This is a genomic window from Ralstonia sp. 25mfcol4.1 (assembly GCF_900104095.1).
In the GTDB taxonomy this organism is placed as follows: Bacteria; Pseudomonadota; Gammaproteobacteria; order Burkholderiales; family Burkholderiaceae; genus Cupriavidus.
Window position 1 is genome coordinate 15,897 of record NZ_FNJO01000016.1, and the last position, 21,574, is coordinate 37,470.

Below are 21,574 nucleotides of genomic sequence, written 5' to 3' on the forward strand. Positions count from 1 at the left end.
CGGCTGTTGGCTCTTGGTGCACGAACCACCCGTCTGGCTGGTGCCTGATATCTTCTGTCGGCTTTCGTGTCTGAACTCGCGCTCGTCGGTTGGGCATGCGAATCACAAGGCGGGCGTCAACGCGAACAGAGGTCGTCCGGGTAGGCCAGTGGCTCATCCGTCGAGTCGATGAGCGCCACCGACAAAGTCGTCGCAGTCGCGTAGACGTACATGGGCAAAATCAAGCTTCACCCCTTTGTAGGCACGAATTCTGGCGGACGGGTCTCTACCAGCAGTCCTTTGCGTAAAGAGACCTGAACGTTTCGGCTCCGCGCCTTCGCTCAATCAATAATGGGGTCGCGTCGGCAAGAACTGACCGGGCCCGACATGGGCCACTAAGGTGCGGTGCGCATATTGGTGGCTGAAGCCACAGGCCGTCCACGCCCAGCGGTATGTTGCACGCGCCCTGTCTAGACCAGTGATCCCGTACCGGCCCGCCCGTCTGCCGGTAGGTGCCGCAGACTTCGGGTTTAGCAAGAAGGTGAAGCGGCAGCCGGTTTTGAATCGCTATCGTGGGCCCCCACGAGTCGCACGAGCCTTATCACAACCATGTGCCGAGATGTCTTACTCGGCCAAATTTGAATTCGCCCGAATTTTGTGGCGACCGACTACTCGGGGTATCGCAGCCAACGAGCAGTGCCGGGATAATCACCTATGTAACGAATTGTAACCATCAGCCATTCTGGCGGAGACACACAGGTGCAGGGGCCTCGGGTAGCCCGCCAAGACGCCAGACGAACCGGTTAGTGCCATGTACTGCGTATAGTTCAGCCGTTGGCTGTAGCATCCCTTAGCGTGGGCAAGCTTTGGCACGTCGCGACGCAGGAAGACTTTCGCCGCCGGGAACGTCGAAGGAGGTAACTCAGAGCAACACCTACGCCATGAGGCGTGCGCCGTACATTAGATAAGCGTGATAACTCATTGTTTCTATTAAGAAAAGGTTGCTTTCCGAAATCTTCCGGGCAGTTTTACATACTGTATTGCAATGCAAATTATTTTAGGCAGCCCTTTTCGGGCCGGACCTTAACGCTACGGCGCGACCCCTCGACGTGCAAAAGCAAATGAGCCAACTGAGCGAAGCGAATCGCAGTGCCAAACCTGACGCGAGACTGATTGCGCTTGACTGGGGCACATCCTCGCTGCGGGCGATGTTGCTCGGCGACGATGCTGCGTTGATCGACACCCGGGTTGCGCCACTGGGGATCATGCGAATTGGCGAGGGCGGTTTCGAAGCGGCGTACCGTTCGGTGGTCGCTGACTGGCTGGACGAAGCAGTGGTTCCTGCGATTGCCGCCGGGATGGTAGGTAGTGCGCAAGGTTGGCAAGAGGCGCCATATTGCGAAGGGACGGCAGGCGCGCGCGAACTCGCGGATCGCTTGGCCAAAGTCACGCTATCCGATGGCGAGGTACTGCATCTGGTGCCGGGTGTTTCCCTGACCGAGCCCCGCGCCGAAGTCATGCGTGGCGAGGAAACCCAGGTAGTGGGTGCGTTGACGCTCTTTCCCGAAATGCGCAGAGAGGCCGTGTTTGTCCTGCCCGGCACCCACAGCAAATGGATTCGCATTGAAGATGGATGCATCCGCGAGTGCCAGACCTTCATGACCGGCGAGCTGTTTGCCGTGTTGCGGCAGCATTCCATCCTGGGTCGATTTGCCGGTGCCGGTGAAGCGGAAACCAAAGGAACAGAGGAGGACGCGGCGTTCGACGCGGGTGTCGAAGTGGCGCGCACCAGCGCGGGCGGGATCTCGCCGCTACTGTTCTCGGCACGCGCCAAGGTACTGTTAGGGCAACTTCCAAGATCTGTCAGCCTGGCCTATCTGTCCGGGGTACTCATTGGCGATGAACTGCGCAACGCGTTGGCCCACCCAATTCCGTCCCTTGTCATGATCGGCGACGCCACTCTGTGCGCGCGTTATCGCAAGGCGGCGACGCAGTTCGGCGTGTCGGATATGCCAGAGATCGAGAATGCAACCCGCGCCGGACTTTGGGCGATTGCCCGCGAGGCGGGCCTGATCAGATAAGTCACGACCGTCACCGACAAGGAAGCTTCGATGATTCAACCATACTTGGATCGTTTTCCCCTGGTTGCCATTCTCCGGGGCGTGACACCAGACGAAGTCGTGGGGATTGGTCAGGCATTAGTCGACCACGGATTCACGGTCATCGAGGTGCCCCTGAACTCACCAGAACCGTTCGAAAGTATCAGGCGCCTGGTCAAGGCTTTTGGTCACGATACCCTCATCGGGGCGGGCACCGTCACCGAGACGGTACAAGTGAGGGCGGTCGGTGAGGCAGGGGGGCGGCTCGTTGTCATGCCCCATAGCGACGCCGTCGTGATCCGCGCGGCGAAGGCCGTCAACATGGCGTGCGTGCCAGGTGTGGCGACGCCGACTGAGGCATTCGCCGCACTACGCGAAGGGGCGGACGGGCTCAAGGCCTTCCCGGCTGAAGCGCTGCCGCCTGCCGTGGTCAAAGCCTGGCGGAGCGTGCTGCCGAAGCACGTCCGCCTGCTGCCGGTTGGCGGGATCACGCCGCAAGCGATGTCCGCCTATGTTGCCGCAGGGGCTTCCGGTTTCGGCCTGGGCTCAGCGCTATACAGGCCCGGCATGGACGCCAGTGCCGTGGGTCAAAGTGCGCGACTCTTTGCCGAAACCTGGCATTCGATTCAGAGAGCGTCAGCGGGATAGCCGACCGAAGCGAGCCGAGCGCAGGGGCCGTCACCGCCGGCCCGGCCAGCGGAATTCCCGGCCTATCGACCGGAAACCTGCCAACACTCGGTCAACCATGGCATGCCCTCGGATGTCACTCGACTCAAGGCGTGAAGATGTCCAGCGCCGCGAGGGCAAGGACGCCGCTCAATGCGGTGGCTGCAGCGGAATCCATCCACAGGAGGACGGCACCGGACAGCCAGCACATGACGGTGAAGCCGACGGCTTCCTTCATAAAACCACCCTCCGCCCAAGCGACTCGCGCACGACTCTGCCGGAGACGCCCAACGCCCTGTTTCACGCACGTGAATCCGTTATCGGGTATGACGGCGGACCGGCACTGGCCACGACACCGGTCGTGACCCGAAGTAGCTAGTAAAGGAGACGAGCGAATGTTCTGCATCATCGGTACCGATGATGCAGAAGGCTCGGACAGGGCAGCAGCCTGCGGTCTGAGGGAACCCGCCGGAAGCCTACCGGCCGCGCGTCGTAGGGTGCCAGAAGACGACACGTCGATGGATGCCACGCACCGCTTCTACGCCGATCAGGCCGGTCACCGCCAGCAGCAGCACGCCGGCGAACATCGTGGCAAGACTCATGCTGACTGACGACGAAGCGATCAGGAAACCCAGCCCCCGTTGGGCCGACAGAAATTCCCCCACCACGGCGCCGATCAGCGCCAGCGATACGCCGATCTGCAAGCCCGAGAAGATATCCCCCAGCGCCGCCGGCAGCTTTACGTGCCACAGCAGGAAGCCACGCGACGCGCTGAAGGCACGGCACGCCTCGAGCAGTTCCGGATCCGTCCGCCGGATGCCGTTGATCGTGTTGACGAACAGCGGAAAGAAGCAGACCAGGGCCACAAGCACGATCTTCGACGCCGCGCCAAAGCCGAACCAGACCAGCAGAATGGGGCCCAGTGCTACCTTTGGCGTTGCCTGGAGACCCACCAGTAGCGGATAGACAAAGCGTTCGAAGGTCTCGGATTCCGCCAGCAGGGCGCCAAGCGCCACGGCCAGCACGCTGCCCACCGCAAAGCCGGCTACCGTGTTGAGCAGCGTCGCGCCGATATGCGGCCACAGCGTGCCCGTTAGAAAGCCATCGGTGAGCGATCGGAACACCGCTTCAGGCGGCGGCAGGAGGTAGTCGGGAATCTGCAGCCATCGTACGGCCTGATCCCAGGCAAGCAGCAGCAGGCCGATGCTGATGGCCGGATAGAGCGGCGCCGGCAGGCGCCGGGCCACGGTGTCAGTGGGCATTGAAGTGTCTCCGCAAGTGCTGGGTCAACGCGGTGAATTCGGGATGGTCGAACGTGTCGACGCTGCGCGGGCGGGCGAGCGGGTTTGGCAGCGACTCCACAATGCGGCCGGGGCGCAGCGACATGACCAGGATCCGGTCAGCCAGGAACACGGCCTCGGGAATGCTGTGCGTGATGAACAACACCGATTTTCGCTGCACGCTCCAGATGTCCTGCAAGGCAAAGGTGAGCGTCTCCCGCGACAACGCATCCAGCGCCGCAAAGGGTTCGTCCATCAGCAGCAGGGCGGGGTCCGGCAGCAGCATGCGCGCAATGCCGACGCGCTGTTGCATGCCGCCCGACAGTTCGAACGGATAGTTTCCAGCGAACGCGGTCAGTCCGACCAGTTCCAGCAACTGGTCCGCCCGTGCCTTTGCGCTGGCAAGGTCCAGGCCCTGCGTGCGCGCCGGCAGCAGTACGTTTTCGCGGACGGTCTTCCAGGGCAGCAGGCTCGGTTTTTGAAACACCACGCCGGTGCTGCAGCTCGGCCCGTGGATCGGACTGCCGTTCAGGGCGATGTCTCCGCGCGTCGGCGCGAGCAGGCCGGCGGCCACGCGCAGCAGCGTGGACTTTCCGCAGCCGGAAGGGCCCAGCAGGGCGACGAACTCACCATCGCCGATCTCCACATCGACGTCGGCCAAAGCCTCGGTCTGGCCGGAACGCGTCGGATAGGTCAGGCCGACGCGGTGTATCGACAGTGCGACGCTCATGACTCGCTCATCCCCTCGTCATGGCGGCTTGCCGACCGCTGCACGGCATCGGCCAGGAAATCGACCACCCGGGCCCACGACGCGGCGCTGGCCGTGGCGTTGGCCTGCGCGGTGCCGCCGCCATCGAGTAGCAGACCGGCCACCGGGTGTGGCTTGGCGATCAGGGTGGCTGGCAACTGCGGCAGGCCGATTGCGTGTCCGGCGCCTTCGCCGCGGAAGTGCTCGACGGGCGCCCCGTTTTGCCGCTGGCGCAGCACGTCGGCCACCTGGTCGCTGTAGAGCGTGGACGGCCAGAAGCCGTCATCGGTGCCCGAGATCAGCAGCACCGGGCCCTCGATGTTTTCTACCGGTATGCGGGCGCGTGCCACGGCGTCGGGATTGCGCAGCGGCGTATGGAACGCGGCGGCCTGACGTACCGGCTGCCCGGCAGCGGGCGGATGATCAAATGCATGCCAGTCGGCGTCGGGATTGCCTTGCCAGACATTGGGCAGGGGCTCGCCCCGCCATGTCCAGGCGGTGGCATCGCGCGGCTTGTCCGGATGGCCTGCGCGCAGCGTGCCATGCACCACGGCGCTGGGCACGTATGCCACGATGGCCGATACAAGGGCGGGAAAGCGGGAGCCTAGCAACAGCACCAGTTCGCCGCCGCGCGACACGCCCGATACCGCAACGAATCCGTGCTGGGGTGCCAGTCGTTCGTGCATCCAGCGTAGTGCGCTTTCGAAGTATTCGAGCGGTGTGTCGTCGATATACTCGGGCCGGCCCGACGTCTTGAAATAGCCCAGGGCCAGTGCCGAGTAGCCGTGCGCGGCGTACAGGGCGGCACGTTGATCGTGCGTGCCGCCGCCGGAACCCGCCAGCACCAGCACCGCCGGGTGGGGGCGGGGACCCGCCGGCGTGTAGAGCGTGCCGCTGAGGCCGGCCTCGCGTATCGGGCGATGCGTGACGCCCGGCGCCAGGAATCGCAATGTGTACTGAGCCCGCGCCTGTGCGCCATATTGGCCCGTGGCTGTGAGGGCGACATCTAGCGGCGCAATGCCTTCGCTCAATGCCGGGCGGGTTGGGGCGCGCAGCCGCCACATGGCCCAGACCGGTGCCGTGGCGTCGGCAACGATCCAACCGCCGCTGGCGGGAGCGGTGGTCCCTACCGGAACCGTGCCGTCAGCATCCGCTTCGAGCACTGCGTGGCTTTCCCACTGGCTGCCGTCCGGATGATGCAACGTGGCGGTCAGGGTCACCCGTTCGCCGCTGTTGAATCCGCGCAGCGTGATCTCGCGCGGCACATCGACCAGCGCGTCAGCCGGCTCGACGTCGATTTGTGCGTGCTGGAGGCGGGTCATTGGGCTGCCTTTGCGCGACGTACCAGCGCGGCGCGATCAAAGTCCCCGAACGCCGGGACGAACTCATTCGAAAAGATCTTTTGCAGCGGCACATCTGCGCTCGGATACTCCCCGGCCTGGGCCATGGCTTCAATGCCGCGCTGGATGGCGGGCAGATCGTACTGTCCCGGCACGCGCGGGGCGCCCGACGGCGTGTACAGCACGCGCTTGAGCCGGCGCGTCACCAGTTCGGCTGCCTCGGCTAGCGCTTTGGCTTCGTCGCCGGCAGGCTTGGCCTCCGGATGCTGCCGCCAGAACGCCTTGACGCAGAATGCGGGATTCGCCTCGCAAACGATCTGGGCCTGGGTGTAGGCGCGGCCAAAGCGGCGCACCAGGTCGGGCTGGTCGCGCAAGGTGTCGACGTGGGCGATAAAGCCGTTGCCCGCGGTCTCCTGGAACACGGCCGGATAGGCAATGCGCCGGATCCGGGTGCCGGAGAATTCAAGCTGGTCGTCCCAGCTGCTGTTGAAGTTCAGCGCGTCCACGCGGTGGGTACGCAGCGCCTGGAACCCCGCCCCAAGCGCCCCGACGGCTACGTACTCGACGTTCTTGCCCGGCTCCAGGCCTGCAATGCGCAACGCCGCGCGCCCGCCCGGAATCGTGCCCCAAGTGAGCGCGCCCACGCCAATCTGCTTGCCCTTGAGATCGGCGAGGGTGCGGATCGGCGAGTCCGCCAGTACCGCGAATTCCATCGTGTTGCCCGGTACGCCGTTGTAGAAATAGCGCAGTGGCAGCGGATCCTTGCCCGAGAAGTAGCTCGCAATGACTGGTTCCGACGTGGGATAGCCGAACGTCACGCGCTTGCCCGCCACCTGCGGCAGCAGAGCGCCGGCGCCCTGGAAGACGATGGTCTTGACGCTGAGGTTGGCTTCCTTGAACAGGCCCAGCGCCTCGGCCGCCGCGTAAGGCGCCCCGTCGTGGACGGCGGGAGGAATGGCCAAGGCGACCGTGACTTCATCGAGCGCATGGGCCGAGGTGGCGAACAGCGCGGCGGCGCCGAGCGCGGCAAGGGTGGCGCCGGCGCGCGCCGGTTTGCGGAACTTCATCATTGACTCCTGCGGATTTCGGACGGAGAGGTCTGGGTGGGTCATCACGGCACCAGCAGGCGCACGGCTTGCTCGGCCAGCGCGCGGCGATCGATTTTCTGCGTGGCGGCCAGTGGCAGCGCATCGACGTACCAGATGCGACGCGGATGCTGGTAGGCGGCCAGCTGCGTCAGCGACCAATCGCGCAACGCGTGTTCGGTGGGGGGTGCGATACCCGGCCGCAGCACCACGAAGGCCACTGGCTTGGTGCCCTTGATCTCGTCGGGCACCGGTACGACGCAAGCCTGCTGCACGGCTTCGTGCCGCTCCAGCGCCTTTTCGATCTCGCCGGGGTAGAGGTTCTCGCCGCCGCTGACGAACATGTCGTCGCGCCGGCCCACGAAGGTGTAGAAGCCGTCCGCATCGCGCCGGAACACGTCGCCGGTGATGTAGTAACCGTCATCGGTGAATGGCTGCAGTTCAGGGCGGCCGTGGTAGCCAAGCATCAGGCCGGGGCTGCGCAGTTCCAGCACGCCTTCATCGGATGCCTTGCCTTGCGCGTCGATCAGCCGCACCGCCACGGCGGGGTGCGGATAGCCGACCGATTGCGCTGGCGTGGGCAGTCCGTCCGGATGCGGGCCAAACACGACGGGGCCGCCTTCGGTGGTGCCATAGGCGTTGATGACGCGCGCATTGGGCAATAGCTGATGGATGTGGGCCTTCAGCGCGGGGCTGACCGGAGCGGACCCCATGCGCACCGCCCGGACGCTGCCCAGGTCGGTGCGATCCAGCAATTCGCGCTCGCGCAGCATCATGGCAATCATCGGCGGCACGGCGGTCAGCCACGTGCACTGGTAACGTCCGATGGCATCGATATAGGCGGTGGCCTGGAACTGGGGCAGCAGTACCGATGGCGCATGGCAGGCCAGCGCCAGCAAAATCAGCGCCAACGCGTTCATGTGGTACAGCGGCGCGGCAATCAGCACGCGCTCGCCGGCCAGCGGCGTGCTGGCCTGGCGAGCCTGCACCACCCAGAGATGGCTGGCGTGGCTCAGGCGCACACCCTTGGGCCGCCCCGTGGAGCCGGAGGTGTAAAGCAGCAGCGCCACGTCGTCGTCATCGGGTGCGTAGGGCGTGAAGGAGGCGGTATCGCCGTCCGGCGCACTCAGGGCCGCATGTTCGGGCGACCCGAACACGATGGCCGGCGTGCCCGCCGGGACCTGCGCCCGGTGGGCCTCATCGCACAGCACCAGGCGTGCGCCGCTATCGGCGACGATGTAGTCGACCAGCGGCTGTGGCAGCTTGAAGTTCACCGGCACCGCGATCAGCCCGGCGCGCATGATGCCGAGCAGCGACACCACGTAGTCGACGGAATTCACGCCAAGCAGGGCGATGCGGTCGCCCTGCGCCAGGCCATCCCGGAGCAGCCCGCGTGCAATAGCGTCGGCGGCGGCGTCGATGTCGCCAAACGTACGCCGGGACTCATCGCCGTTGGCGATGCCCACGATGGCCAGAGCGGAGGGATCGGCGTCGCGCGCAATGACGCTACCGAGGTTGCGGCCCGGATTGCGGGCAGGTGCTGCGTGTGCTTCAGCTGCCATGATGCGTCAGCTCTGCGCAGGCGTGGCGTAGACGCCCCGGCCGCTGGCGACCAGACGGTCTTCGGCGTCGTAGACGTTGGCCTGGGCCACGCTTACCAGCCGGCCCGTCTTGATGACAGTGCCCACAACCTTCAGGTCGCCGCGCGCCGGGCGATGGTAGTCCACGCGCAGGTCCACGGTCGGCACGCCCTTGCCGGTGTGCGATACCAGCGCCCAGTCGGCGCCAAGGTCGACCAATGCGGCCAGGATGCCGCCATGGATGTAGCCGCCGTCAGGGTTGACGATCCATTCGTCGCGAAACTTTGCCGTCAGCGTGATCTCGCCTTCTGCGACGGATACGACCTGCAGGCCGAGCCATTGGTGATAGGGGCCGCGCAGCAGTCGTGCCTGTACGTCGGCGGCGGAAGGAAGAGTCGTGGTCTGGGTCATGTCCGGTTTTCGGTGTCGGTATGGAACGATGTGCGGGGTGTGGCAAAGGGGTGATGGCTTACGGCGTCACCACAACCTTGCCCAGCACGGCGCGATCCCGGATCAGCGCCAGGCCTTTGGCGGCCTGGTCGAGCGGCAACACGTTGTCGATCACCGGATCGAGATTGCCCTCGGCAACCAGGGCCAGCAGGGCCTTGAGGTTGTCGTCGTAGAAGCTGTTCGAACCCTTGATGTTCAGCTCGAAGCTCCAGACGTAGCGCAGGTCTTCCTTGGGATCATGACCGGCCGTGGCACCACACACGAGCAGCGTGCCGCCGCGCTTCAGACTCTTGATGGAGGGCAGCCACGTATCGCCGCCGGTAAAATTGACGATGACATCCACGCCGCCGTCATACGTGCGGCGCTGCGGCTTTCCGTAACGCTCGATGACCCACTTGCCGAAGTCCACTTCGCGATAGTTGATGACGTGGTCAGCGCCGATTGCCTTGAGGCGTTCACCCTTCTCGTCGGAGCCCGCCGCGGCAATGACTTCGGCGCCCAGCATCTTCGCCAGCAGTACCGTAGCGGTTCCCACGCCGCCGCTGGCGCCAAGCACAAGCACCTTGTCACCGGCCTTGACGGTCTTGTGGGTGATCAGCATCCGATGTGCCGTGCCATAGGCCACAGGCAGTGCGGCCGCCTGCGCGAACGAGACGTTGTCGGGGAGGGCAATCAGCTGGCGCGCATCCACCCGCGCGAATTCGGCCATGCCGCCATCGGTCATTTCGCCCATCAGGCCCACACCGGGCTTGAGCGGGTTCACCAGCACGCGGTCGCCGACCTTCCATCCAGTCACGCCGGCACCGAGTTCAGTGACGGTACCGGCCAGGTCCAGGCCGATCACGACCGGAAACGGCACCTTGATGCCCGGCATGCCGTGTACGGTGAAGACGTCGTGATAGTTGAAGGACGATGCACCCACCCGGATCACGACGTGGCCTTCGTCGGCCTTCGGTACGGGTTTGTCAGCAACGACGCGCAGCTGTTCTTCGAGGGTGCCGTGTGCGTCGAGCACCAGCGCTTGCATGGATTGAGTCACGATGGGTTCCTTGGGGGAGGGAAAAACGGAAGCGGAAAAGCTGGAAACAAGGCGAGCGGGGCTTACTTGAGCGTCTTGGCCTGCTCATAGGGTTTGCGCGCAAACAGGTCGTCCTTGAGTTCGCCCTTGACCAGCCCGGATTCGACGAACACCGCATGCTGGCGTCGCAGCGTGGCGATATCCGCGGGCTCGAAGGCCACGCGGTTCATGTCGTTCCAGTGGCTGACATAGACTTTGGCATCGTCGGCCGGAAGGTTGGCTTTCTTCTGCAGAATCTGGACGACTTCGTCGCGATTGGCGTTGCCCCAGGCCAGGGTGTCGCGCAATGCGGCAATCACGCGGGCCACAACCTCGGGATGGTTGTCGATCAGCTCCGAACGCGCTGCCCCGACGCCAATGTAGGGCACGGCGTCGGACTGGGTCAGCGTCTTCCACTCGGTGGCAAACGTGCCCAGCTTGCGCACGGGCAGTTCGTCGCCAAGCTGCTCCACGGTGACTGAGCGCAGCGCCGCCGCATCCACCTGCTTCTGCACCAGGAACTGCGCCAGGCGCGATTCGTTGCCGCCAACCAGCGCGAAGTCGCCGCTCTTGATCTGATAGTTGCCGGCCAGCACGGCGCCCGCAATGACCGCGACCGACGAGCCGGCCGGGGACATGCCCACCTTCTTGCCCTTGAGGTCACGGATCGACTGGATCGGTGAATCCTTCGGGACGACGAACTGCACATCGGCGGGTTGCGTCGCGGCAAAGATGCGGATGGGCACGCCCGACGCCGCAGTACCGAACACACCGGCTACGGGAGCGCCGAACGCGAGGTCGATCGAGCCGGAAGCCAGCGCCCGCAGCGGCGCATTGACGTCGGGAAAGTGAACGAACTCGGCGCGGACGCCACGCTTGGCCAGGAAATCCCTGGTTTCCAGGACCGAGCCATAGCCAAGGCTCACGCCGCTGGTCCAGTAGCCGATCTTGACAATGGGAGCCGGCTCGGCGGCGGTGGCCGTGGCGGGGGTGATCGCAGCGTAGGACAGCGCGATAAACGTGGAATAGGCGGAAAACGCGGCGGCGGCCGCTGACAGTAGCTTGCGCACGATGAAATCCTCAGGCTTGGAAGGAAATGGACGGGTTGGACGGTTGTCGCGAGGCCGCTTTCCAGCGGAACAGCCGGCGCTCGGCGGGCTTGAGCAGGCCGCCTTCGAGCAGCAGCATCAGGCCGACCAGCAGGACGGTCCATGCGAAGACCTGGTCGGTCTGGACGAGGTCGGCGGCCTGGCGCAGCCGATAGCCGATACCGCTGGACGATCCAATGGTTTCGGCCACCAGCGAGACCCGCCAGCCGAAGCCGAACGCCAGTCGTGCACCGGCAAAGAAATGCGGAAGGATCGTCGGCACGTAGATCTTGCGCAGCACCTGCATGCGAGACATGCGGAAGCTGCGTGCCAGGTCGACATAGTGCGGATCGACGGTCTTGGTGCCTTCCCAGACATTGGTAAGGATCAGCGGCATGGCCGTCATGAACACGACAAAGACCGTCGTGGCATCGGAAATGCCAAACCAGATGATTGCGAAGATCGCCCAGATGGCCGACGACACGGTGTTGAAGACCGTCAGGACCGGCTCGAAGAACCGGGCCAGGACGCGGCTTGCGCCCAGCGTCAATCCCACGCCGCTGCCCACGATGGTGGCCAGCACGAAACCCGACAGCACGCGTCGGCAGGTTGCGGCCACGTCGGCGCCGAAGGTGTCGCTGTGCCACAGGGAGAGCAGGGCCAGGCCGACCTTCTCAGGGTTGGGCAGTACGAACGATGGCACGCGGGTGGCGCCCCACCACCAGAGCCCGAGCAACAGGGCAACCAGCAGCAGGCGTTGCAGCACCAGCGTGGCGAAATGACGGGCTGTGGTCATGGTCACAGTGGCGCTCCTCATGCCGCGGCGCGCAGTACGCGCACCTGTTCTGCCACGACGGGCGCGGTGGGCACGCGGGGCCGGACCAGTCCTGCCAGGTTGACCACGTCGGCGACACGGCCGGGCCGGGCTGCAAGCCGGACCACGCGGTCGGCCAGCACCACGGCTTCTTCCATGTCGTGGGTCACGAACACGACGGTCATGCCATTGCCTGCCTGGATGCGCAACAGTTCTTCGTGCATCTGGCTGCGCGTCTGGGGATCGAGCTTCGAGAACGGCTCATCCATCAGCAGGACTTCGGGTTGTACGGCGAGACTGCGGGCCAGCGCCACGCGGCTGCGCATGCCGCCCGACAACTCGTGCGGCCATGCATCGCCGCGCGCGCGCAGGCCGACGAGTGCCAGCATGTCGTCGGCGCGGCGGCGACGATCGGCGCGTGACAGGTTGCTGGCTTCGAGGCCGAACGCGACGTTATCGCGCACGGAACGCCACGGCAGCAGCCGGTCTTCCTGGAACATGTAGGCGATACGGCGCCAGTCGGACACCTGGGTTGCGGGCACGCCGTCCACCGCAAGCTCGCCGGCGTCGGGAGGCACAAGACCGGAGAGGATGTTCAGCAAGGTGCTCTTGCCGCACCCGGACGGACCGACCAGCGCCAGTACCTCGCCACGGCGCACGCTGACGTCGATCCCGGCGAGGATCGTGGTGGCACCAAATCGCTTGACGATGCCCTGCGCAGACAGAACGGGCGGACTCATGCGGTACCCCCGGCCACGCGCATCGGCAGGTAGGTACCGGCCTGCGACAGGCTGGCATAGACCTTTTCCATGGTTTGCGTGCGAAATGCCTCGATATGGCGGCGCGCTATTGTTTCGGCGGCCTTCTCGTCGTGATCCTCGAACGCCTTGATCAGCGAGTTGTGGTCATGGCGGATCTCGGGACGCACGCGCTGGACATTGAACCCGAGCGCGACGAGCCGCGACATCTCATCCATCAGCGACGAAAGCGTGCGCGTCAGCCGCTCGTTGCCGGTGGCGTGGACGATGGCCAGGTGGAACTGCTTGTTCGCATCCATGAACTTGTCGATGCGGCGGGGCGCCGGAATCGCATACTCATCACGGCACGCCGCCTCCAGCCCGTGGAGTAGCGCCGTGTCGACCCGGCCGATGGCCAGCCTTGCTGCCATCGGTTCGAGCTGCACGCGCAGGGCGAACACCTCCTCGACGTCCTTGAGCGTGATCGGCGCCACCTGATAGCCACGGCGAGGCCGGGCGAAGATCAGTCGATCGTGCGCCAATCGCGTGAGCGCGATGCGGCAGCTGTTCTTGCCGAAGCCGTAGGTGGTCATCAGCTCGCCTTCGGTGACCAGCGCGCCGGGCACCAGCTTGCAGGACAGGATGTCGCGGCGCAGCGCCGCGTAGGCCGCCAGGCCCAGGCTGGTGTCCTGGGCGTCCTCTGCAATGCCGGCCTGCACGATCATCTTCCCTGCTCCTTCGCGGTCGTCGGGCGGCCTTCATGTCCGCCTTGCAATACATGGACGCAGCTTACGGCCGCGTCGTTGGGAAGCAAACGAAGCGTTTTACGGAAGCATATGAAGACGCTGCTGTGACTGGGCAGCCCAGCCCGGTGAGCAGCTCACAGGAATTCCGTGGGCGCCGCGGCACGAACAGGACCACGCCAAAAGAGGGCGTCGATACACGCCAATGCGGGCAGTGCTCAGGGATCGGTGAAACGGAAGGGGGGAGACTGCGCCCCCGTGCCGGGTTCGGCCGGGGGCGAGAGAGAGGGGAGCGGCGCGGTCAGTCCAGCAGGTCGGGCTCGGCTTTCACCAGTCCGGCGTAGAGGCTCTCGAATGCATGCAACGATCCTTCGTCGCCACCGACCTGTCCATGCGTATGCCGGGCCGTCGCTTCGTCGATGGGCTGTGGCTTGCCGGCAGCCTCGGCCAGTAATTGAGTATGGGCGGCGTTTTCAAGTGCGATATACCACCAGGCGGTTGCTTCGACGGTCGGGCCGGCGGTGAGGATCCCGTGGTTCTTCAGGATCGCTGCCTTGTGCGTCTGGCCATTGCCCTTGTCCAGCGCCCGGGCAATCCGCTCGCCCTCGGAGGTGTCGACCACCATCCCCGTGAAGTCGTCAAACAGCACATGATCTTCGAAGAACGAGCAAGCGTCCTGCGTCAGCGGATCGAGCTGGCGTCCGAGCGTGGACCACGCCTTGCCGTAAGTGGAATGGGTGTGCGCCGCCGCGACGATATGGGGATGTGCTTCGTGAATCGCCGCGTGGATCGCGAACGCCGCCTTGTTCAGCGGCCGGTCACCGACCACCGTCTCGCCGTGCGCATTGACAAGCAGCAGGTCGGAAACACGGATGCGCGAGAAATGGACCCCCAGCGGGTTGACCCAGAAGTGGTCCGGAAACTCGGGATCACGCGCGGTGATGTGGCCGGCCAGCCCCAGTGCGAATCCTTGGCGCGCAAAGATTCGGAACGCGCCGGCCAGCCGCTCCTGCCGATGGCGTCGCTCCGCCTCGATCGTTGGCCGTGGAGGGACCGGATCGAACCAGAACTTCTGCCGTGGTTCGGGGTTGGGAACGAACGCACCACGGCGTTCGATTGGCAATACGCTGCTCATGTCGGGCCTTTCGGTAGGGAACACCGCATGAACCTACGCCGGCCTGCCGCGAAATGGAACGAAGCATTCGGCACGAGAATATGACACGAATGCCGCGCGGCTAACGATGCGTGTGCCAGGGCACCAGCCATTGCGCAAGGCGGCGCATGGCCAGGTCGAACAGCCACGCAATGGCGCCGATCAGCACGATTCCCATCACAACCACATCGGTCCGCAGGAAGTTCGATGCATTGAGCACAAGCTGACCCAGGCCGGCGGTGGCAGCCACCATCTCGGCGGCCACCAGTGTTGTCCAGCCGAAGCCGATGGCAATGCGCAGACCGGTGAGGATCTCCGGCAAGGCCGCTGGCAGGACCACGTGGCGGACCAGCTGCCATCGCGTGGCGCCCATCGATTGGGCGGCGTGCAACTGCTCGGTCTGCACGCCAGCCACCCCTGCGCGCGTGGCGAGCGCGATTGGCGCAAAGCACGCCAGGTAGATAAGCAGCAGCTTGGCCGTCTCGTCGATACCAAACCAGATCACGATCAGGGGCAGATACGCCAGCGGCGGCAGCGGCCGGTAGAACTCGAGCATGGGGTCGGCGATGCCCCGCGCCACCCGGCTCGTTCCCATCAACAACCCCACTGGCACCGCCGTGGTGGCGGCGAACAGGAAAGCGCCGAACACACGGGCCAGGCTCCACGCCACGTGCTGCCACAACAGCAGGCCCCCTTGGACGTTGCCGTCCCAGGCTTGAACGGCGGCATGCCAGACGGCCGAAGGCGGCGGCAGGAACAATGGTGGAATCCAGCCCGCACTGGTGATTGCCAGCCAGAGGCCAAGCAACGCGAGGATGGTGGCGGCCGTGATGGTGCCGGTCCGGCCGCTGCCCAGGCGAGGGAGCACCTGGGCCACGGGGATGATGGCTTCGGCGGTGTCGTCGGTCGAACCGACGTTGGCGCCCTGCTGCAGCGGCATGGTGGCGACGGTCTCGTCAGCGTGACTCATGCGGGTTGCCCGTGTATCAGGTGGAGAAGGCGCTCGCGCCAGGCAATGAATTCGGGCGACGCTTTTACAGCCCGGGCATCGCCGGACTCGATATAGCGTTGAACGAATGGCAGCGGGAATTCGTGCGCGATGCGGCCTGGGCCGGCAGACATCACAATGACCCTGGTGCCCAGAAACAGGGCTTCTTCCACGCTGTGGGTGATGAAGAACACAGTCTTTCCGGTGGCCGCCCAGACCTTCGCCAGCACCTCCTGGACCGATTCGCGTGATAACGCATCCAGCGCACCCATCGGTTCGTCCATCAACAGCACGCGGGGGTCGTTGGCCAGCGCGCGTGCAATACCGACGCGCTGCTGCATTCCGCCAGACAATTGGTAAACAGGCGCAGTGCCGTGGCGCTCAAGGCCCACCAGACGGAGCCGATGCTGGGCGAGCGCAATGCGTTCGGCACGGGGAACACCACGGAACCTTAGTCCGAGCGCGACATTGTCCTGCACGTTGAGCCATGGCATCAGCGCATGCTTCTGGAACACGACGCCCAGTCCGGGACCGGGCCCAGTGACAGGTTCGCCGTCGAGCAGGATGCGCCCTGCGGACGGTCGGACGAATCCGGCCAGACAGTTCAGCAGCGTGGTCTTGCCACAACCGGAGGGCCCGAGCGCCACCACGAACTCGCCCGGCGCGATGGTCAGGTCAATGCCGGAAAGCGCCAGCGAGGCATGGTCGCCAGACGAAGCAAAGCGCACTGCCACGCGGTGCGCTTCGATGCGGCCGCCCGTCCCGGGGCTGGCCTCGTCCGTCATTGCGCGAGCTTGCGTACCCATGTCGCGTTGACGCCGGTGGCGTAGTCGGGCAATACAGTCTGGATGGTGCCCTGGCTCTTCAGGAATGCCGCGGTGGCCGCCAGCGACTTCGCCGCGCCACCCCCAAGCCAGGCCGCCGAGGCTTGCTGCTGCGGCGTCGGGAAGTCGTACAGGGCCAGGCTGGCCGGTACGTCGGCGGCCTCTGCGCCCGACCACTTCGCTACCGCCTTGACCTGCGGCGATTCCGGCGTCCACGCCGCCTTGTTGGCGCGGTAGGCCGCATCGGTATCGGCCAGAATACTGACGAAAGACGTCAGGAACGCATCATTGTCCCGGGCGAACGCCTTGTTGACGACGATACCGTCGAAAGTCGCCTTGCCGGTTTCCTGAGCGATCCTGCCCGACGTGGTAAGGACATGGCCGTTCTTCTTGGCCTTTGCCAGCACGGGGTCCCAGATGAACGTCGCGTCGATGTCGCCCCGTTCCCACGCGGCTGCGATCTCGGGCGGGCGCATGTTGACGATCCTCACGCTGCGCGGATCGACTTTTGCTGTCTCCAGGGCCAGCAACGTGTGGAAACGCGATGTGGATACAAACGGCACCGCCAGCCGCTTGCCCTTGAGATCGGCCAGCGACTTCACATCGCTGCCGTTGCGCGTGACCAGCGCTTCCGCGTCGTTGATATTGTCGAGAATCCAGAACAGCTCGATACCCAGGCCCTGCGACAGGCCCGCGGCAATCGGCGCGGAGCCCGCTTCGCCAATCTGCACCGAACCGGACGCCAGCGCGCGAATGACATCCGCGCCGCTGGCCAGCTTGCGGAACGTGACCTTGTAGCCGGTTTGCTTCTCGATGGTCTGGGCATCCTGCGCATAGCGCCATGGCACCACCATGTCCTGGTACGCGATCACGACTTCCTTCGATTGCGCGATGGCGCTGCCGGCAATCAGCAGCGCGGCGCAGGCCATCATCGACTTCAGCAAGCTTTTCATGGGCGTTGGGTCATGGCAGGAAAGAAGGCCAGTATAGGAATCGGCCCCCGAGGCGAGAACGAAGTTTTCGGCCAATGCTTATCTGGTTTCTGCGATGCCCACCGACGACGCACGGCATATCGATATCGGCTTTCGTTCGTTCCCGTCCGCGCAGGGCTTCCTTAAGCTCGTCTGCCAGACACCGTTGCAAACGCCCGCCCGTTCCTCGCCACCATGCCCGCTGCCTCGCCTCCACCCCAGCTTCACCTGAATCTCAACGCGCTGCATTCTGGCTTCGTGCCGTCGGCGTGGCGCCTGCCCGACAGCGACCCGCGTGCCTTTGTCGACGTGCAGCACTACGTCCGGCTGGCGCAGATCGCCGAAGCGGGAAAGTTCGATGCCATCTTCCTGGCCGACAACGCGTCCATCGCCGATCAGATCAACTTTCGGCCCATTACCGCGCTGGAACCCACCGTGCTGCTTGCCTGCGTGGCAGTGGCCACGCGCCATATCGGACTGGTCGCAACCGCCTCGACCAGCTACAACGAGCCGTACAACATCGCGCGGCGCTTTGCGACGCTGGATCACGTCAGTGGCGGGCGCGCGGGCTGGAACGTCGTGACGACGGCCGATGCAGGGTCCGCGCGCAACTTCGGTCGCGCGGCGCCGCCGGATCATGCACAACGCTACGCGCGCGCCGACGAGTTCACGACCGTCGTCAAGGCGCTATGGGATAGCTGGGAAGACACCGCGTTCGTGGGTGACCGTCAGTCGGGCAGCTTCGTGGACACGGCCCGCCTGCAGCCCATTGCTCATCATGGCCCGTTCTTTGATGTGCAAGGGCCACTGAACCTGCCACGGCCGCCACAAGGACATCCGGTGCTGTTCCAGGCCGGCGGGTCGAACGATGGCCGCGAACTGGCGGCCCGTCATGCGGAAGCCGTGTTCTCGGCCTCGCAATCGCTGGAGGAGTCGCGCGAATACCGCCTGGCACTGAATCAGCGTGCCGAAGCCCTGGGTCGCGGGTCCGGCGCGATCAAGGTCCTGCCGGGGCTGACGACGATACTCGGGGCAACCGAGGCTCAGGCACGCCAAAGACGCGATGCGCTGGTCGACCTGATTCCGTGGGACTACAGCCTGAACCGGCTGGCCGGCACGCTTGGCATTACCGCCGACCGGCTGTCGCTTGATGCGCCGTTGCCCGAAGGCCTCGCGCTGCCGGCCAATGGCAACCACACCTTCTTTCGCGCGACGATCGCGATGGCGCAGCGCCATAACCTGACGGTACGTGCGCTGATCCGTGAGCTTGCGGGTGGAGGCGGGCATCGCGTCATCGTCGGCACGCCCGAACAGATCGCGGACGACATCGAGCACTGGTTCCGTAGCGGCGCGGCAGACGGGTTCAACCTGATGCCCGATGTATTGCCCGATGGCGTGCAGGACTTTGTGGACGGGATCGTGCCGATCCTGCAGCGCCGAGGCCTTTTCCGCCAGGACTACGAGGGCAGCACCTTGCGCGAGCACATGGGGGTGGCCCGCCCCGCAGGCAGGACGGCCTCGCGGGCGGCGGCGTAGTCCGCATTTGCTATATCGGATTACTTCGTGGACCAGGGCAGGAGGGTTTCATAGACTGGTGCTTCCCAAACTCTCGCACCTCTCATCATGAAACGACGCTCCGCCCTTGGTGTCATCGCTACGCTGGTTCTGGTGCTGGCAGCCTTGCCGATTGCATCGGCCTACGCCCAGTCATCGGGCGGCAAGCCGCTGAAGGTTGGCGTGCGCGGCGGTGTGGACGAGGAGATCTGGGAAGTCGTCACCCGCGAGGCGGCCAGGAATGGCCTGAAGGTCGAGACGGTGATCATCACCGGCACCGCGAGCCCGAACGAGGCGCTGAACAACGGTGACCTCGACGCCAATTCGTTCCAGCACATTCCATTTCTGCGTGACCAGATCAAGCAGCGCGGCTACAAGATCACCAACGTGGGCGACACGCTGATCTCGCCGATCGCGTTTTATTCGCGCAAGGTGAAGTCGCTGGAGGCGCTGCCGAACGGCGCCAGCATTGGTATCCCGAATGATCCCAGCAACCAGACCCGTGCGTTGGTCATTCTGCGTGACCACGGCCTGATCAAGCTGAAGGACGGCTTCGATCCGTACACGGGTACCGTCTCGCTGGCCGATATCACGGCCAATCCGCGCAAGCTCGAATTCATCGAAAGCGCGTCGGTAGTGCTGCCGCGGGCGCTGCCCGACGTGGACGCCGCCGCCATCGTGAACACGTTCGCCTACCAGGCCGGCCTGATCGCCACGCGCGATGGCATCGCCGTGGAAAAGCGAGAGAACAATCCCTACGTCAACGTGATTGCCGTGCGTGAGAAGGACCGGGCCGCACCGTGGGTGCAGCAACTGGTCAAGTCCTACCAGTCAGAGGCGGTGCGCAAGTTCATCCTGACCAAGTATCAGGGGTCGGTCATTCCGGCGTTCTGAGGCGCTGACGAAAAGGGACTATCGCATGCGCACGCTTTCGCAATTGCCGACGCGCGACCCGCACATCGTGTTCGAGCAGGTTGGCAAGACCTATGCGGGCGCCGCCGCGCCTGCGCTGGCGGACGTCTCGTTCACGATCGAACGCGGCGAGGTATTCGGCATCATCGGCCGAAGCGGCGCGGGTAAGTCGACGCTGCTGCGGAGCATCAACATGCTGGAGCGGCCTGACCGTGGCCATGTGTGGATCGACGGTTCGGATATCGGCAAGCTGGACGAGGATGCCCTGGTGGGTCTGCGCAGGCGCATCGGCATGATCTTCCAGCACTTCAATCTGATGTCGGCGAAGACCGTCTTCGACAACGTGGCGCTGCCACTGCGTGTTGCGGGCGTGCGGCGCGTCGAGATCGAATCCCGGGTCAATGACGTGCTTGCGACGGTGGGACTCGCGGACAAGGCCAAGGCTTACCCGGCGATGCTGTCCGGCGGACAGAAGCAGCGCGTGGGTATTGCCCGTGCGCTGGTACACCGCCCGGAAATCCTGTTGTGCGACGAAGCAACTTCGGCGCTCGATCCTGAAACGACGGAGCAGATCCTGGACTTGCTGCGGGATATCAACAAGCAGCTCGGCCTGACCGTGGTGCTGATCACGCACGACATGGCCGTGATCGAGGAGGCTTGCGACCGGGTGCTGGTGCTGGATCAGGGCCAGGTGCAGGAGCAGGGGCCAGTATGGCGCATATTCGCCGATCCGCAGGCCGAAGCCACGCTGTCGCTGCTGCGCCCGCTGCGCAAGCGACTGCCTGTGAATGTACAACCTGCGGAGGTATCCCATCGTGTTGCCAATGGCTGAGAAGTACCTGAAGGCGTTCGGCGAAACGCTGCTGATGACCGGCAGCGCCTGCCTCGTGGTGTTTGCCGTCGGCATGGCACTGGCCATCGTGCTGACCGTTACCGCGCCTGGCGGGCTGGCCCCGAGGCCGCGAACGAACCGCGTGCTGTCGGTGCTGGTCAACATGTTTCGTTCCATCCCATTCATCATCCTGCTGGTGGCCATGCTGCCGGTTACACGGCTGATCGTCGGCACGACGATGGGCACATGGGCGGCCGTGGTGCCGCTGAGCGCGCATCTGATCCCGTTCTTTGCGCGGGTGTCGCAGGTGGCGCTCAATGAAACCGATGCGGGGCTGATCGAGGCGGCGCGGGCCATGGGTTGCCGACGCTGGCATATCGTGCGGCATGTGTTGTTGCCGGAGGCGCTGCCGGCGCTGATCGGTGGCGCGACGGTGACCGTGATTGCGATGATCGGGTCGTCGGCGATGGCAGGTGCCGTGGGGGCGGGTGGCCTCGGCGACCTGGCGATCCGCTATGGCTACGAACGCTATGAGACGGCCGTAATGTTCAATGTGATCGCTATCCTGGTGGTTCTGGTAACGGTGGTGCAATTCACAGGCGAGCGGCTGGCTCGCCGCTTCGATCACCGGCGATAGCAACGCCGCCGTCTCCTTTCGGGGAGTGGCGGCATCT

21 protein-coding genes and 1 pseudogene are annotated in these 21,574 nt (G+C 65.0%); 6 read left to right on the forward strand and 16 right to left on the reverse strand.

What is annotated here, in order from left to right:
- Window positions 1-1,100: 1,100 nt before the first annotated feature.
- Both BLQ58_RS23450 and BLQ58_RS23455 read left to right on the forward strand, forming a co-directional pair.
- Window positions 1,101-2,060, forward strand: a complete 960-nt coding sequence (locus BLQ58_RS23450; protein ID WP_049815828.1) for a 2-dehydro-3-deoxygalactonokinase — start codon at window positions 1,101-1,103, stop codon at window positions 2,058-2,060.
- 30 nt (window positions 2,061-2,090) lie between these two features.
- The gene (locus tag BLQ58_RS23455; protein ID WP_029050899.1) at window positions 2,091-2,726 is read left to right on the forward strand and encodes a 2-dehydro-3-deoxy-6-phosphogalactonate aldolase; all 636 of its coding nucleotides are present in this window, start codon (window positions 2,091-2,093) and stop codon (window positions 2,724-2,726) included.
- Between the two features lie 124 nt (window positions 2,727-2,850).
- Here BLQ58_RS23455 and BLQ58_RS29690 read toward each other — a convergent pair whose 3' ends face one another.
- The 16 genes from BLQ58_RS29690 to tauA form a co-directional block, all read right to left on the reverse strand.
- Window positions 2,851-2,982: a hypothetical protein gene (locus BLQ58_RS29690; RefSeq protein ID WP_302847661.1), complete on the reverse strand. Its 132-nt coding sequence runs from the start codon at window positions 2,980-2,982 to the stop codon at window positions 2,851-2,853.
- A gap of 238 nt (window positions 2,983-3,220) precedes the next feature.
- On the reverse strand, window positions 3,221-4,006 hold the full coding sequence (locus BLQ58_RS23460; protein WP_092602432.1) for an ABC transporter permease: 786 nt from the start codon (window positions 4,004-4,006) through the stop codon (window positions 3,221-3,223).
- The gene (locus BLQ58_RS23465) at window positions 3,996-4,754 is read right to left on the reverse strand and encodes an ABC transporter ATP-binding protein (RefSeq protein ID WP_029050897.1); all 759 of its coding nucleotides are present in this window, start codon (window positions 4,752-4,754) and stop codon (window positions 3,996-3,998) included. Before BLQ58_RS23465 ends, BLQ58_RS23460 begins: the two co-directional genes overlap by 11 nt.
- Window positions 4,751-6,094, reverse strand: a complete 1,344-nt coding sequence (locus BLQ58_RS23470; RefSeq protein ID WP_049815827.1) for an acyl-CoA thioesterase/bile acid-CoA:amino acid N-acyltransferase family protein — start codon at window positions 6,092-6,094, stop codon at window positions 4,751-4,753. Before BLQ58_RS23470 ends, BLQ58_RS23465 begins: the two co-directional genes overlap by 4 nt.
- A complete protein-coding gene (locus BLQ58_RS23475) occupies window positions 6,091-7,179 on the reverse strand; it encodes an ABC transporter substrate-binding protein (protein WP_029050895.1) in 1,089 nt (362 codons plus the stop codon). Before BLQ58_RS23475 ends, BLQ58_RS23470 begins: the two co-directional genes overlap by 4 nt.
- Before the next feature lie 44 nt (window positions 7,180-7,223).
- Window positions 7,224-8,759, reverse strand: coding sequence for a class I adenylate-forming enzyme family protein (locus BLQ58_RS23480; protein WP_049815826.1), 1,536 nt, complete (start codon window positions 8,757-8,759; stop codon window positions 7,224-7,226).
- A 6-nt stretch (window positions 8,760-8,765) separates the two neighbouring features.
- On the reverse strand, window positions 8,766-9,188 hold the full coding sequence (locus tag BLQ58_RS23485; RefSeq protein ID WP_029050893.1) for a PaaI family thioesterase: 423 nt from the start codon (window positions 9,186-9,188) through the stop codon (window positions 8,766-8,768).
- Between the two features lie 58 nt (window positions 9,189-9,246).
- Window positions 9,247-10,254, reverse strand: a complete 1,008-nt coding sequence (locus tag BLQ58_RS23490; protein ID WP_175459987.1) for a zinc-binding dehydrogenase — start codon at window positions 10,252-10,254, stop codon at window positions 9,247-9,249.
- 74 nt (window positions 10,255-10,328) lie between these two features.
- Window positions 10,329-11,354 carry an ABC transporter substrate-binding protein gene (locus BLQ58_RS23495; RefSeq protein WP_092602434.1) on the reverse strand — a complete coding sequence of 342 codons (1,026 nt, stop codon included), beginning with the start codon at window positions 11,352-11,354 and terminating at the stop codon, window positions 10,329-10,331.
- A 10-nt stretch (window positions 11,355-11,364) separates the two neighbouring features.
- Window positions 11,365-12,168 carry an ABC transporter permease gene (locus tag BLQ58_RS23500; protein ID WP_029050890.1) on the reverse strand — a complete coding sequence of 268 codons (804 nt, stop codon included), beginning with the start codon at window positions 12,166-12,168 and terminating at the stop codon, window positions 11,365-11,367.
- 17 nt (window positions 12,169-12,185) lie between these two features.
- Window positions 12,186-12,926 (reverse strand): ABC transporter ATP-binding protein, encoded by a 741-nt coding sequence (locus BLQ58_RS23505; protein ID WP_049815825.1) that lies wholly within the window; start codon window positions 12,924-12,926, stop codon window positions 12,186-12,188.
- Window positions 12,923-13,648, reverse strand: a complete 726-nt coding sequence (locus BLQ58_RS23510) for a GntR family transcriptional regulator (RefSeq protein WP_049815824.1) — start codon at window positions 13,646-13,648, stop codon at window positions 12,923-12,925. Before BLQ58_RS23510 ends, BLQ58_RS23505 begins: the two co-directional genes overlap by 4 nt.
- 319 nt (window positions 13,649-13,967) lie before the next feature.
- Window positions 13,968-14,801, reverse strand: coding sequence for a class II aldolase/adducin family protein (locus BLQ58_RS23515; protein WP_029050888.1), 834 nt, complete (start codon window positions 14,799-14,801; stop codon window positions 13,968-13,970).
- A 100-nt stretch (window positions 14,802-14,901) separates the two neighbouring features.
- Window positions 14,902-15,789 carry an ABC transporter permease subunit gene (locus BLQ58_RS23520; protein WP_029050887.1) on the reverse strand — a complete coding sequence of 296 codons (888 nt, stop codon included), beginning with the start codon at window positions 15,787-15,789 and terminating at the stop codon, window positions 14,902-14,904.
- Window positions 15,786-16,613 carry a taurine ABC transporter ATP-binding protein gene (locus tag BLQ58_RS23525; RefSeq protein WP_049815823.1) on the reverse strand — a complete coding sequence of 276 codons (828 nt, stop codon included), beginning with the start codon at window positions 16,611-16,613 and terminating at the stop codon, window positions 15,786-15,788. Before BLQ58_RS23525 ends, BLQ58_RS23520 begins: the two co-directional genes overlap by 4 nt.
- The gene (tauA, locus tag BLQ58_RS23530; protein WP_029050885.1) at window positions 16,589-17,584 is read right to left on the reverse strand and encodes a taurine ABC transporter substrate-binding protein; all 996 of its coding nucleotides are present in this window, start codon (window positions 17,582-17,584) and stop codon (window positions 16,589-16,591) included. Before tauA ends, BLQ58_RS23525 begins: the two co-directional genes overlap by 25 nt.
- Window positions 17,585-17,797: 213 nt before the next feature.
- Between tauA and BLQ58_RS23535 the strand changes: the two genes are divergently transcribed.
- The 4 genes and pseudogenes from BLQ58_RS23535 to BLQ58_RS23550 all read left to right on the forward strand — a co-directional run bounded on the left by BLQ58_RS23535 (window position 17,798) and on the right by BLQ58_RS23550 (window position 21,537).
- A complete protein-coding gene (locus BLQ58_RS23535) occupies window positions 17,798-19,138 on the forward strand; it encodes an LLM class flavin-dependent oxidoreductase (RefSeq protein ID WP_029050884.1) in 1,341 nt (446 codons plus the stop codon).
- 87 nt (window positions 19,139-19,225) lie between these two features.
- Entirely contained in the window at window positions 19,226-20,050 is an 825-nt protein-coding gene (locus BLQ58_RS23540) for a MetQ/NlpA family ABC transporter substrate-binding protein (RefSeq protein WP_029050883.1), read from the forward strand.
- A 25-nt stretch (window positions 20,051-20,075) separates the two neighbouring features.
- Window positions 20,076-20,864: pseudogene (locus BLQ58_RS23545) on the forward strand (methionine ABC transporter ATP-binding protein); the annotation flags it as partial.
- A 16-nt stretch (window positions 20,865-20,880) separates the two neighbouring features.
- Window positions 20,881-21,537 carry a methionine ABC transporter permease gene (locus BLQ58_RS23550; protein WP_029050881.1) on the forward strand — a complete coding sequence of 219 codons (657 nt, stop codon included), beginning with the start codon at window positions 20,881-20,883 and terminating at the stop codon, window positions 21,535-21,537.
- Window positions 21,538-21,574 lie beyond the last annotated feature (37 nt).

Coding starts and splice junctions, on each gene's coding strand:
- BLQ58_RS23450 (WP_049815828.1), top strand. CDS start 1,101: ATGAGCCAACTGAGCGAAGCGAATCGCAGTGCCAAACCTGACGCGAGA.
- BLQ58_RS23455 (WP_029050899.1), top strand. CDS start 2,091: ATGATTCAACCATACTTGGATCGTTTTCCCCTGGTTGCCATTCTCCGG.
- BLQ58_RS29690 (WP_302847661.1), bottom strand. CDS start 2,982: ATGAAGGAAGCCGTCGGCTTCACCGTCATGTGCTGGCTGTCCGGTGCC.
- BLQ58_RS23460 (WP_092602432.1), bottom strand. CDS start 4,006: ATGCCCACTGACACCGTGGCCCGGCGCCTGCCGGCGCCGCTCTATCCG.
- BLQ58_RS23465 (WP_029050897.1), bottom strand. CDS start 4,754: ATGAGCGTCGCACTGTCGATACACCGCGTCGGCCTGACCTATCCGACG.
- BLQ58_RS23470 (WP_049815827.1), bottom strand. CDS start 6,094: ATGACCCGCCTCCAGCACGCACAAATCGACGTCGAGCCGGCTGACGCG.
- BLQ58_RS23475 (WP_029050895.1), bottom strand. CDS start 7,179: ATGAAGTTCCGCAAACCGGCGCGCGCCGGCGCCACCCTTGCCGCGCTC.
- BLQ58_RS23480 (WP_049815826.1), bottom strand. CDS start 8,759: ATGGCAGCTGAAGCACACGCAGCACCTGCCCGCAATCCGGGCCGCAAC.
- BLQ58_RS23485 (WP_029050893.1), bottom strand. CDS start 9,188: ATGACCCAGACCACGACTCTTCCTTCCGCCGCCGACGTACAGGCACGA.
- BLQ58_RS23490 (WP_175459987.1), bottom strand. CDS start 10,254: ATGCAAGCGCTGGTGCTCGACGCACACGGCACCCTCGAAGAACAGCTG.
- BLQ58_RS23500 (WP_029050890.1), bottom strand. CDS start 12,168: ATGACCACAGCCCGTCATTTCGCCACGCTGGTGCTGCAACGCCTGCTG.
- BLQ58_RS23505 (WP_049815825.1), bottom strand. CDS start 12,926: ATGAGTCCGCCCGTTCTGTCTGCGCAGGGCATCGTCAAGCGATTTGGT.
- BLQ58_RS23510 (WP_049815824.1), bottom strand. CDS start 13,648: ATGATCGTGCAGGCCGGCATTGCAGAGGACGCCCAGGACACCAGCCTG.
- BLQ58_RS23515 (WP_029050888.1), bottom strand. CDS start 14,801: ATGAGCAGCGTATTGCCAATCGAACGCCGTGGTGCGTTCGTTCCCAAC.
- BLQ58_RS23520 (WP_029050887.1), bottom strand. CDS start 15,789: ATGAGTCACGCTGACGAGACCGTCGCCACCATGCCGCTGCAGCAGGGC.
- BLQ58_RS23525 (WP_049815823.1), bottom strand. CDS start 16,613: ATGGGTACGCAAGCTCGCGCAATGACGGACGAGGCCAGCCCCGGGACG.
- tauA (WP_029050885.1), bottom strand. CDS start 17,584: ATGAAAAGCTTGCTGAAGTCGATGATGGCCTGCGCCGCGCTGCTGATT.
- BLQ58_RS23535 (WP_029050884.1), top strand. CDS start 17,798: ATGCCCGCTGCCTCGCCTCCACCCCAGCTTCACCTGAATCTCAACGCG.
- BLQ58_RS23540 (WP_029050883.1), top strand. CDS start 19,226: ATGAAACGACGCTCCGCCCTTGGTGTCATCGCTACGCTGGTTCTGGTG.